This is a genomic window from Micromonospora sp. R311, assembly GCF_056780015.1.
Genome location: NZ_JBSWCE010000031.1, coordinates 1 through 10,739 on the forward strand (window position 1 = coordinate 1; position 10,739 = coordinate 10,739).

Below are 10,739 nucleotides of genomic sequence, written 5' to 3' on the forward strand. Positions count from 1 at the left end.
ACCACCATCCACGCCACCGAGGCCGGCCGGCACCAGGGCTGGCTGCCCGAGGAGATGAACCGCACCATCCACGGCGTCGAACACTGGCTGAGCAACGCCTCGACCCGGGTGATCGCCTGCTCGGGCTACATGCGCGAGCAGGTCACCACCCTCTTCGAGGTGCCGACCGGGCAGGTCGACGTGGTGCCCAACGGGGTGGACGACCGGGCCTGGCGGGCCCGTCCCCGGGCGGTCGCCGCGGCCCGGGCCCGGTTCGCCGGGGACGGGCCGCTGGTCGGGTACGCCGGTCGGCTGGTCTACGAGAAGGGTGTGCAGCACCTGGTGCACGCGGTGCCGTACCTGCGCCGGCGGCACCCCGGACTGCGGGTGGTGATCGCCGGCGACGGCCCGTACCGGGCGGAGCTGGAGGAGGAGACGCAGCGGCTCACGCTCGGGCCGACCGTACGCTTCACCGGTTTCCTGGACACCACCCAGCTGCCCGCGATGCTGGGCGCCACCGACGCGACCGTGGTGCCCAGCCTCTACGAGCCGTTCGGCATGGTCGCGCTGGAGGCGGCGGCGGCCGGCGCCCCGCTCGCGGTGGCCCGCACCGGCGGGCTCGCCGAGATCGTCGAGCCCGGCGTCACCGGCGTGACCTTCCCGCACAGCGACCCGGACGCCCTGGCCGACGCGGTCGACCAGCTCCTCGGCGACGAGGTCTTCGCGCGCCGGGTCGCCCGCCGCGCCCGCACCATGGTCGGCCGCCGGTACGGCTGGGCGGCCGTCGCGGACCGGACCGCCGGCACCTATGCGGCGGCCCGCCGGGAGCACGGGCCGTGGCGGGCCCGGCGCGCGGCGGCGCGGCTGGCCGGCGCCGGTCAGCGGATCGTCATCCCGGAGGGCAACCTGCTCGACGTCGGCCACGCCGCCTGCTGAACCGAGCACCGGTCACGGCTCGCCGGTTGGCCCCGTCCGGATGCTGTGGTCGGTGGTTCGTGCCTGCAGGATGGCGGCGCCGCCCTCGCGGGGGTGCCGGGCGGCGGCCATCGCGGCGAGGCTGGCACCGGTGAGCGCGGCGGTGTACGGCGCGGGAGCGGGCCGCACCGCGATCCGCAGGGCCCGGGACAGCGCCGCGATCAGGTCCGGCCGCGCCGCGCCGTCACCGACCAGCACCATCCCCCGAGCCAGCGCCGCGAGCGCGGTCGGCCGCGTCGACGGCTGCTGGTACACCTCGCGCACCAGCCGCGCGACGATGGTGGCCAGGACGGGCACGGTGACGTGGTCCTTGATGTCGTGGGTGCCGAAATCGGCGCGCCGGGCGGCGACCAGTTGCCCGTCGCTGAGCAGTCCGATCTCGGTGACCTGCGCGCCGATGTCGGCGAGCAGCAGCGGCCCCGCGCCGGCCCCGGCGCCGATCGCCGCGGCCCGGACGGTGTCGACGAACAGCAGCCGGCGCGGCGCCAGCGCGGTGGTGAGCACCTCCCGCATGATGTGCTCGTCCGTCGGCGTGGTCGACGCCGGGCGGCAGGCGACGACGAGCGGCTCCGCTCCCACCGCCGGACTGAAGCGACGCAGCAGGTGCCGCAGCGCGTTGGTGCAGGCCGGGGCGTCGACGAGGCGCCCGCGCCGCACCAGCGCCGTCCACTGGCCGGGGCCCTCGCCGGTGGAGCTGCTGACCGTGCCGCGGTGCAGACCCCACAGCCGCAGCCGCGAGCTGCCGGCGTCGACCGCCAGCAGCGCCGGCCACGCACCGACGCGGTACGCCCCGACCGGGCCGCGGTGGTCGCCGTGCGGCGATCGATCGACACTGGTCGTGGCAGGCATGGCGGCCTCACTTTCCGGACCCGGGACGACCTCCAGCTTCGGCCGGGAGCACCCGGGCGGCACCGGACCCGGCGGGCCAACAACTGCCATGCCACCTTGCCGACCTCCGGCAACCTTGGCCGGGCCGCGTGTGGCGCGGCTATGGTGTGCCGCATGCGAGTCCCCGAGCCGCGACGCACCGTCGAGCAGCCCACCGCGCTGTCGATGCTGGTCGTCGCCGCCGTGCTCGCGGCGGTCCGCTCGGCCGCCCGCGCGGTGGGGCTGTGCATCGTCTTCCGGCTCACGAAGCGATCGGTCCCGGGCTGCGTACCGGCGTGGTCGGCCGATCGGGCTCCGCCGCCGCGCCCCGGCATCGCCTGACGCCCCGCCCCACCGGCCCTCGCGGCCGCTGGTCTTCGCTCCGCTGTCCGAGCTGTCGCCGCCCCCGCGCGGACCGGTTCCGGACCGCACAGCCCGCCGCCGGTCCCGACGACCTGCGCACGAATCGCCCTGAAGGGTGCCGACATGCTCACCCCCGGCGCCTACGCCCGCGAAGGGCTGCGGCAGATACTCACCATCGACCTGGGCACGGCCCACGTACGGATCTGGTCGCCCGCCCTGGGGCGGGTGGTGGAGGAACCGACGGTCGTCGCCTGGGGACCACCGGGATCCCGGCGGGCCGTCGGCCGGGCCGCCGTCGACCTGGCGGAACGCACCGGCGCTCCGCTGGTGTGGCCGCTGCGTGCGGGCGTCGTGGACCACCTCCCCGCCTGCGTGCACCTGCTACGCGTACTCACCGTCGCCAACGGCCGGCCCTGGGCACCGCACACTCCCGTCCTGGTCGGGGTGCCCGCCACCGCCACCCTGCGGCAGCAGCACCGGCTGACCGCGGCCGTCGGGCGGGCGACCGGCGGACGGGTGACCACCGTGGAGGAGCCGCTCGCCGCGGCATTGGCCTGCCGGGTCGACCTGGACGCCGAGGACCTGGTGGTGGTCGACATCGGCCACGGGCGCACCGAGGTCGTCCGCGTCACCGCCGGCGCGGTTACCGCCGCGGCCCGGGCCGACGGGTCGAACGACGTCGACCAGGTTCCCGCCATCGCCGCCGCCGTCCGGCGGCTCGGCGACCGTTCCGGCCGGGGCGGCCCGCGGCGGCTCCTCGTCACCGGTGGTGGGGCAGCCACGATCGGACTCGCCGCCCGGCTCGCCGCCCTGACCAACCGGGCCGTCACCATGCCCACCGACGTCCGGCTCGCCACCATCCACGGCCTCGCCCTGCTGGCGCGGGCCCGGTCGCACACCGACGGTTCGCCCGGTCAACCGGGCGACTGACCCCGCCGAGGATCTGGAGCACGCCATGGAGATCGAGACGGTGCCGCTGCCCGGGATCGGGCTGCGGCACACGTTCACCACCGAAGAGGGCCGCCGGGTCGGTGTGGTCACCCACCACAGCGGAGGGCTCCGCGACCTGGTCCACGACGACCCCGACGACCCGGACCGCGGCTGCGGCCTCCGGCTGACCCGGGCCGAGGCCCACGCCCTCGCCAGCCTGCTCAGCGTCCTCGACATCGTGCCCACCGGCGGCTGACGACGGTGGGTGTGCCCGCCGGATCGCGGCTCCCGCTCGGCGGTGGATGAGAAATCGCGCAGCGCTGACTATCGTGTGACCCGGGGTGACCGAGGGGGATCGCGGCCGTGCGGCAGCAGCTGATCGCGGGGCGGTACCGGCTGCTGGACCTGGTCGGGACCGGGGGGATGGGCCGGGTCTGGCTGGCCCGGGACGAGATGCTGCACCGCGACGTCGCGGTCAAGGAGATCCGGCCGCCGGCCTGGCTGACCGAATCCGAACGCGACGAGTTGCGGCTGCGTACGCTCCGCGAGGCCCGCACCGCGGCCCGGCTCAACCACCCGAACGTGGTGCGGATCTACGACGTGGTGCACGACGAGGACAGCCCGTGGATCGTGATGGAGTACGTGCGGTCGCGCTCGGTGCACCAGATCCTCGCCACCGACGGGCCGCTGAGCCCACGGCGTACCGCTCGGATCGGCCTGGCGGTGCTCGCCGCGCTGCGGGCCGCGCACGCCGCCGGGGTGCTGCACCGCGACGTGAAGCCGCACAACGTGCTGGTCGCCGACGACGGCCGGGTGGTGCTGACCGACTTCGGGCTGGCCACCTTCGCCGGCGGGGACGGCACGATGACCGGGCCGGGCATGGTGCTGGGCTCACCGCAGTTCGTCGCACCGGAACGCGCCCGGGACGGGATCTCCGATCCGCGTACCGACCTCTGGTCGCTCGGCGCGACCCTCTACGCGGCCGTCGAGGGGCGGGCGCCGTACGCCCGGCCGAGCGCGATGGCGACGTTGAGCGCGCTGGCCACCGAGCCGCCGGACCCGATGCGCCGGGCCGGGGTGCTGCGGCCGGTCCTCACCGGACTGCTGCAACGGGACCCGTGGCGGCGGCTGACCGCCGTCGAGGCCGAGCCGCTGCTGCGCGCCGCCGCCGACCTGGACCGGCCGGCCGCCCCGCCGCCGGCGACCCCGCCGAAGCCAACCGCCGGCGTGCCGGCCACGGCGCACGGCGACAGCCGCGCACCCGCGGCTGCCCGGGCGGACCCGACCGGCCGGCGGGCGGGCGCGTCGCGGCGGGCCCGGCTGCGGCGGCTGGTCGCGGTGGGGGCCGTCGCCACGCTGCTCGCCACGGCGGGGGTCGCGCTCAGCCTGGCCGGGCGGACCGACGAGCCGCTGACCGCCCGGTCCGGCTCCGGCGCCGGCGCCACCGCCGGTCCCCGCCCGGCCGCGTTCGCCTGCGCCGCGGCGCCGCCGTCCGGGGCCTCGCCGGTGCCGTCGGTGCCCGCGCCGGCCGGCGCGTACCGGCTGGTGGCCAACTGGACGTGGCATGTGGACCCGGCCGGCTACCGGATCGCCGCCCCGGTGGCCTGGCTGTACTGGACCGACGGCGCGGCGACCTGCTTCCGGGAACCGGGCGGGGCCCGGGTGCTCGGCGTGGAGGCAGGTCCCCGGCGGGCCGACCCGGTCGGCTGGTGGTGGGCGGAGGAGCGGCGGCTCACCGGGGGCGGGTCGCTCCCGGGCTACCAGCGGTACGACATCGCGGCGCTGGACATGTTCCAGGGCGCAGCGATCTGGGAGTGCGCCTGGATCGGCGCGACCGGTGAGCGGGTGCACACCGGGCGGCTGCTGGCCAACGTCTCCGCCGACCGCGCGTACACCGTCTCATGGCTGACAAAGGAGTTCGACTGGCAGGTCAACACGGCATACTTTGCGATGATCCGGCAGAGCTTCACCCCCCTGCCCTGACACCATCCTCTGTGGACCGTCCGGGTGATGCCCCTGCGGCGCGGGCTCTGACTAGAGTGGCGTAGCTTGGGCGCTCAAGATCCCTGGGGAGGGTGAGCCGAGATGATGGGACCGTCCCACGCGCTGTCCGGCGCGGCGGTGTGGCTGGCCGGGTCGTGGGCCCTGGACCAGTTCGCCGACTACCACCAGTCCCCGCTGGCGCTCGCGGTCGGCACCGCGGTCTGCGCGGGTGGCGCGCTCTTCCCCGACCTCGACCTGTCCGGCAAGGTCACCCGCAACCAGGGCGGCGCCACCGTCGCCCGCACCTTCGGGGTGTTCTCGCTGTTCATCGCCGAGGTGATGGAGAAGATCTCGCTCGGGGTCTACTACGCCACCAAGCTCAGCCGCGACCCGCGCCGCAGCAACGGCCACCGGACGCTGACCCACACCATCCCGTTCACCCTGCTGGTCGGCTGGGGCACCACCGCGCTCTGCGCCGCGTACGGCAAGTGGGCGGTGATCGGCATCCTGTTCTTCATGATCGGGCTGGCGCTGCGTGGGCTCTTCGACGAGTGGGCCGAGCGGGCCGGCTGGGTGATCGTGACCCTGGTGTCGGCCGGGGCGGCCTGGTTCGTCGCCGCCAACCTCCCCGGTGGCCGCGGCTATCCGCTGATCGGCACCGCCGTCGGGGTGGGCTGCTTCGTGCACATCCTCGGCGACATGATCACCAAGGCCGGGGTGCCGATCCTCTGGCCCATCCCGATCAAACGTCGGATGTGGACGATGGTCGGCCTGCCGAACAGCATCGCGCTGCGGGCCGGCAGCAAGACCGAGGTGGTCGTGGTCCGCGCCGCGCTGACCGTGATCGCGGTGCTCGCCGCCGCCGGGCTGGTCGCGCCGTCGGTGCTGCAACGCTTCGACATCCAGGTATGACCGACCGGCCCGTCCCCACCGACCCCGCGTCCGGGGCCGACGACGCCGAGCTGCCGCTGACCGGAGCCGACGACGCCGAGGTGCCGGCGTTCTGGCGCCGGCTCGGCCTGCCCGGGCTGGCCGACGTGCACGTGCACTTCCTGCCGCCCCGGCTGCTGCGCCGGGTGTGGGCCTACTTCGACGCGGCCGGGCCGCTGGTGGGCACCGAGTGGCCGATCCGGTACCGGTGGAGCGACGCCGAACGGGTGGCGCACCTGCGCCGGCTCGGCGTCCGGGCGTTCAGCGCGCTGGCGTACGCCCACAAGCCCGGCATGGCGGCGGAGCTGAACCGCTGGACGCTCGACTTCGCCCGGGCCACCCCGGGCTGCCTGCCCTCGGCGACCTTCTTCCCGGAGCCGACCGCCGAACGGTACGTCACCGCCGCGCTGGCCGCCGGCGCCCGGGTGTTCAAGGTGCACGTCCAGGTCGGCGGGTTCGCGCCGACCGATCCCGCGCTGGACCCGGTCTGGGGGCTGCTCGCCGACGCCGGGGTGCCGGTCGTGGTGCACGCCGGGCACGCCCCGGTCGGCACCGCGCACACCGGCCCGGAACCGTTCGCCGCGGTGCTGGCCCGCCACCCCCGGCTCACCGCGGTGGTGGCACACCTGGGCGCGCCGGACTACCGGGCCTTCCTCGACCTGGCCGAGGCCCACGAGCGGGTCCGGCTGGACACCACCATGGCCTTCACCTCCTTCTTCGACCGGTTCGTCCCCTTCCCCGCCGACGAGCTGCCCCGGCTGCGCGAGCTGGGGCTGGCCGGCAAGGTGCTGCTGGGCAGCGACTTCCCGAACATCCCCTACCCGTACGCGGAGCAGCTCGCCGGCCTGGTCCGGCTCGACCTCGGCGACGACTGGCTGCGCGCGGTCTGCTGGCACAACGCCGCCGACCTCTTCGACCTGGGCTGACCGCCCCGGCCAGCGCCCCGGGGCACCCCTGCCCGGGCCGACAGGCGCCCGCCCCGGCCCTGACCCGCCCCCGTCGGCCGGCTCGCCCGGACTTCTGCTCGACATCGGCTATTGACGGCCTCGTAACACGTGCCCTACCGTCTGTCGAAACGGTTAGTCGAAACGTTTCGACAACCATCCCCGGGAGCGGTCCCACTGCTGGCCAGAGGAGGTGCGCGGTGGCCACCATGCACGACGTCGCCCGCCTCGCCCGGGTCTCGGTCAGCACCGTGTCGTACGTGCTCACCGGCACCCGGCCGATCTCGCAGGCCACCCGGGACAAGGTCCTCGCCGCCATGGCGGAGCTCGACTACCAGCCGAACGCCATGGCCCGGGGCCTGGCCAGCCGGCGCAGCCGGATCCTCGGCCTGCTCATGCCGATGGACGAGCGCGGGCTGGGCGCCACCGAGACCGCCTTCGTCACCGGGGCGGCCGCCGCCGCCAGCGCCGCCGGCTACCACCTGGTGCTCTCCCCGGTGGGCGTGGGCGATCTCGACGACCTGCGCCGGCTGGCGAGCCAGCGGATGATCGACGGCGCGGTGCTGATGGAGGTGCAGGTCTCCGACGGGCGGGTGGCCGCCCTCCAGGAGGCCGGCGTACCCCTGGTGCTGATCGGCCGCACCGGCGACACCACCGGCCTGTCGTACGTCGACATCGACTTCGACCAGACCGTCCGCGAGGCCGTCGACCACCTCGTCGGCCTCGGCCACCGCCGGATCGTCTACGTGAACCACTCGGCCGCCACCATCGCGGCCGGCTACGGCCCGGCGGTGCGTACCCGGGACGCGTTCGTCGCGGCGATGGCGGGCCACGGCCTGGAGCCCGTGATGATCCCCGCCGAGGACAGCGCCGCCGGCGGGCGGGCCGCCCTGACCACGGCCCTCGCGCAGGCACCCGACCTGACCGCCCTGCTGGCGATGAACGAGAACGGCGTCTTCGGCATCCTCGGCGAGCTGGCCACCCGGGGCCTCGCGGTGCCCGACGACGTCTCGGTGGTCTCGATGGTCACCTCACCCCAGGTGGCCGAGCTGGCCACCCCCGCCCTGACGGCGATGACCTCGCCCGGCTCGGCGCTGGGCCGGATGGCGGTCGAGGCGTTGCTGCGCCAGCTGGAGGGCGTCGGCGGCGAGCACCACCAGCAGCTGCTGCCGTGCGGGCTGGAGATCCGCGGGTCGACCGGCCCGGTCGCCCGGCCGGCCACCCTGACCGCCACCGTCCCGCGCGGCGGCGACGGCGCGACGGCCACCGCGGCCACCGGCGACCTCCCGGCCGCCGCGACCGGCCGCGACCGCATCGACCCGACCGGCTCCGGCCCGCCGGGCACGTGACAGACGGCCCGCCGCCGCGCTGCCACGCGACGACGGGCCAGGTAAGTACCGGCTCGATACTCACCAGGAGGATAGCAATGGGGCGATTCCGCAAGCTGGTCGTCGCCGTCGCGCTGGCCGCGACCGCGACGACGACGGTGGCCGCGTGCGGCGGCGACGCGGGGGGCGACGGCGGCGACGCCAAGACCCTCAAGCTCTGGCACTACGAGAGCGCGAACAGCGCGATGGGCGTCGCCTGGGACCGGGCGATCCAGATCTTCAAGGACGAGCACCCGGGCGTCGAGGTGCAGTTCGAGCGCAAGGCGTTCGAGCAGATCCAGCAGAACGCCGGCATGATCATCAACTCGTCCGAGGGCCCGGACATCATGGAGTACAACAAGGGCAACGCGACCGCCGGCCTGCTCTCCTCCCAGGGGCTGCTCACCGACCTGAGCGACGAGGCCACCAAGCGCGGGTGGGACAAGGAGCTCAGCCCCAGCCTGCAGACCACCGCCCGCTACAGCGACAAGGGCGTGATGGGCTCGGGCAACTGGTACGGCGTGCCGAACTACGGCGAGTACGTGACGGTCTACTACAACAAGGACCTCTTCGACCGGCACGGCGTCAAGGTGCCGACGACGCTGGCCGAGATGACCGCCGCGATGGACACCTTCGTCGGCAAGGGTGTCACGCCGCTGGCCGAGGCGGGTGCCGAGTACCCGGCCGGGCAGCTCTTCTACCAGCTCGCGCTCGCCAAGGCGGACCGGCAGTTCGTCAACGACTACCAGCTCTACCAGAACCCGGTGGACTTCCACGCCGACCCGCTGAAGTACGGCGCGGAGACCTTCGCCGACTGGGTGCGGAAGGGCTACGTCGCCAAGGACTCCGCGAGCCTGAAGGCCGAGGACATGGGCACCGCCTTCATCTCCGGCAAGGCGCCGATGATCGTCTCCGGCAGCTGGTGGTACGGCCGGTTCAAGAGCGAGATCAAGTTCAACTGGGACACCTTCCTGTTCCCCGGCAACACCCTCCAGGCCGGCTCGTCGGGCAACCTCTGGGTGGTGCCCGCGAGCAGCAAGGCCAAGAACCTGGCGTACGACTTCATCGACATCACGCTGCGTCCGGAGATCCAGGCGCTGATCGGCAACAACGGAGGCGTGCCGGTGGCCGCCGACCCGTCGAAGATCAGTGACCCGAAGGACCGCAAGCTGATCGAGAACTTCAACACGATCAGCCAGCAGGACGGCCTCGCCTTCTACCCGGACTGGCCGGTGCCCGGCTACTACGACGTGCTGGTCTCCGGGTTCCAGAGCCTGATCAACGGGTCCAAGTCCCCGGACCAGGTGCTCGACGGGATCGCCAAGCCGTACGCGGACGGCGTCAAGGAGATCACCGGCAAGTGACACGGCAAGGGGTGGGCGCGTCCGGTCACGGCCGGCGCGTCCACCCCGCCGGGAAGGATCTCCCATGGCACTCCCCCAGACCCTGGCCGGCCCGCAGCGGCCCGCCACGCCACCCGGGCGGCCGGCGACCCGCCGGAAGCGCCGCGGCAGCCGCGCCGGTTACTGGCTCTACCTGCTCCCCGGCGCGGTGCTCTTCCTGCTCGTCATCGGCGCGCCGCTGGTCGGCACCATCTACTTCTCGCTGACCAAGTGGTCCGGCATCGGCGACCCGACCTTCGTCGGCCTGGACAACTACCGCAACCTCTTCCAGGACGAGGTGTTCTGGACCTCGTTCAAGAACACGCTGGCGATGATCGTCGCCATGGTGGTGGTGCCCACCGTGGTCGGTCTGGTGCTCGCCGCCGTGCTCTTCGACGTCATCGGGCGCAAGTTCCGACCCCGCACCGCCGCGGCGCTGCGCGCCGCCTTCTACCTGCCGCAGGTGCTGCCGGTGGTGGTGGCCGGCATCGTCTGGGGCTGGATCCTGCGCCCCGACGGCGCGTTCAACGGCCTGCTCGACGCGATCGGCCTCGGCGCGCTGCGCCACGACTGGCTCGGTGACCCGGACACCGCCCTGCCCAGCGTGATGGCGGTGATGATCTGGGTGCAGATCGGCTACCCGGTGGTCGTCTTCATGGCCGCGCTGCAGCGGGTCGATCCCGAGCTGTACGAGGCGGCCGAGGTCGACGGCGCCGGCTGGTTCCACCGGTTCCGGGCCATCACCCTGGCGCAGATCCGGCCGGAGACCTTCGTGGTGGCGCTGACCTGCACGATCGCGGCGCTGAAGGTGTTCGGCCCGGTGTTCGCGCTGACCCGGGGCGGGCCGGAGAACACCACCAACGTGCCGTCGTACTTCGCCTACTACACCTTCTTCAAGAAGCTCCAGGTCGGCTACGGCTCCGCGATCTCCACCGTGCTCACCCTGATCATCGTCGTGGTGGCCGTGGTGTTCATCTGGATGCAGTACCGCAGCGAGCGCCAGGACCGGGGGGTCTGAC

Annotated in this window: 11 protein-coding genes; 10 read left to right on the forward strand and 1 reads right to left on the reverse strand. The window is 74.1% G+C overall.

Features of this window, described 5'->3' with window-relative positions; genetic code table 11:
* On the forward strand, positions 1–915 hold a 915-nt coding region (locus AC1WTP_RS24560; RefSeq protein ID WP_481651625.1), incomplete at its 5' end, for a glycosyltransferase family 4 protein.
* Positions 916–927: 12 nt separating this feature from the next.
* Here the strand turns inward: AC1WTP_RS24560 and AC1WTP_RS24565 are convergent.
* Positions 928–1,803, reverse strand: coding sequence for a rod shape-determining protein (locus AC1WTP_RS24565; protein WP_481651626.1), 876 nt, complete (start codon positions 1,801–1,803; stop codon positions 928–930).
* Positions 1,804–1,956: 153 nt separating this feature from the next.
* On the opposite strand from AC1WTP_RS24565, the gene AC1WTP_RS24570 reads away from it, so the two are divergent.
* The 9 genes from AC1WTP_RS24570 to AC1WTP_RS24610 all read left to right on the forward strand — a co-directional run bounded on the left by AC1WTP_RS24570 (position 1,957) and on the right by AC1WTP_RS24610 (position 10,738).
* Positions 1,957–2,163 carry a hypothetical protein gene (locus tag AC1WTP_RS24570; protein ID WP_481651627.1) on the forward strand — a complete coding sequence of 69 codons (207 nt, stop codon included), beginning with the start codon at positions 1,957–1,959 and terminating at the stop codon, positions 2,161–2,163.
* A 144-nt stretch (positions 2,164–2,307) separates the two neighbouring features.
* Positions 2,308–3,114 (forward strand): rod shape-determining protein, encoded by an 807-nt coding sequence (locus AC1WTP_RS24575; RefSeq protein WP_481651628.1) that lies wholly within the window; start codon positions 2,308–2,310, stop codon positions 3,112–3,114.
* A gap of 25 nt (positions 3,115–3,139) precedes the next feature.
* Complete coding sequence (locus AC1WTP_RS24580; protein WP_481651629.1) at positions 3,140–3,370, forward strand: cation:proton antiporter regulatory subunit; 231 nt, start codon at positions 3,140–3,142, stop codon at positions 3,368–3,370.
* 167 nt (positions 3,371–3,537) lie between these two features.
* On the forward strand, positions 3,538–5,097 hold the full coding sequence (locus tag AC1WTP_RS24585; RefSeq protein ID WP_481651702.1) for a serine/threonine-protein kinase: 1,560 nt from the start codon (positions 3,538–3,540) through the stop codon (positions 5,095–5,097).
* A 102-nt stretch (positions 5,098–5,199) separates the two neighbouring features.
* Complete coding sequence (locus tag AC1WTP_RS24590) at positions 5,200–6,009, forward strand: metal-dependent hydrolase (RefSeq protein WP_481651630.1); 810 nt, start codon at positions 5,200–5,202, stop codon at positions 6,007–6,009.
* A 50-nt stretch (positions 6,010–6,059) separates the two neighbouring features.
* Positions 6,060–6,953, forward strand: coding sequence for an amidohydrolase family protein (locus tag AC1WTP_RS24595; RefSeq protein ID WP_481651703.1), 894 nt, complete (start codon positions 6,060–6,062; stop codon positions 6,951–6,953).
* Positions 6,954–7,180: 227 nt separating this feature from the next.
* Positions 7,181–8,320 carry a LacI family DNA-binding transcriptional regulator gene (locus tag AC1WTP_RS24600; protein WP_481651704.1) on the forward strand — a complete coding sequence of 380 codons (1,140 nt, stop codon included), beginning with the start codon at positions 7,181–7,183 and terminating at the stop codon, positions 8,318–8,320.
* Between the two features lie 77 nt (positions 8,321–8,397).
* On the forward strand, positions 8,398–9,702 hold the full coding sequence (locus tag AC1WTP_RS24605) for an ABC transporter substrate-binding protein (RefSeq protein WP_481651631.1): 1,305 nt from the start codon (positions 8,398–8,400) through the stop codon (positions 9,700–9,702).
* A gap of 64 nt (positions 9,703–9,766) precedes the next feature.
* The gene (locus AC1WTP_RS24610; protein WP_481651632.1) at positions 9,767–10,738 is read left to right on the forward strand and encodes a carbohydrate ABC transporter permease; all 972 of its coding nucleotides are present in this window, start codon (positions 9,767–9,769) and stop codon (positions 10,736–10,738) included.
* Position 10,739: the final 1 nt, after the last annotated feature.

Coding starts and splice junctions, on each gene's coding strand:
- AC1WTP_RS24565 (WP_481651626.1), bottom strand. CDS start 1,803: ATGCCTGCCACGACCAGTGTCGATCGATCGCCGCACGGCGACCACCGC.
- AC1WTP_RS24570 (WP_481651627.1), top strand. CDS start 1,957: ATGCGAGTCCCCGAGCCGCGACGCACCGTCGAGCAGCCCACCGCGCTG.
- AC1WTP_RS24575 (WP_481651628.1), top strand. CDS start 2,308: ATGCTCACCCCCGGCGCCTACGCCCGCGAAGGGCTGCGGCAGATACTC.
- AC1WTP_RS24580 (WP_481651629.1), top strand. CDS start 3,140: ATGGAGATCGAGACGGTGCCGCTGCCCGGGATCGGGCTGCGGCACACG.
- AC1WTP_RS24585 (WP_481651702.1), top strand. CDS start 3,538: ATGGGCCGGGTCTGGCTGGCCCGGGACGAGATGCTGCACCGCGACGTC.
- AC1WTP_RS24590 (WP_481651630.1), top strand. CDS start 5,200: ATGATGGGACCGTCCCACGCGCTGTCCGGCGCGGCGGTGTGGCTGGCC.
- AC1WTP_RS24600 (WP_481651704.1), top strand. CDS start 7,181: ATGCACGACGTCGCCCGCCTCGCCCGGGTCTCGGTCAGCACCGTGTCG.
- AC1WTP_RS24605 (WP_481651631.1), top strand. CDS start 8,398: ATGGGGCGATTCCGCAAGCTGGTCGTCGCCGTCGCGCTGGCCGCGACC.
- AC1WTP_RS24610 (WP_481651632.1), top strand. CDS start 9,767: ATGGCACTCCCCCAGACCCTGGCCGGCCCGCAGCGGCCCGCCACGCCA.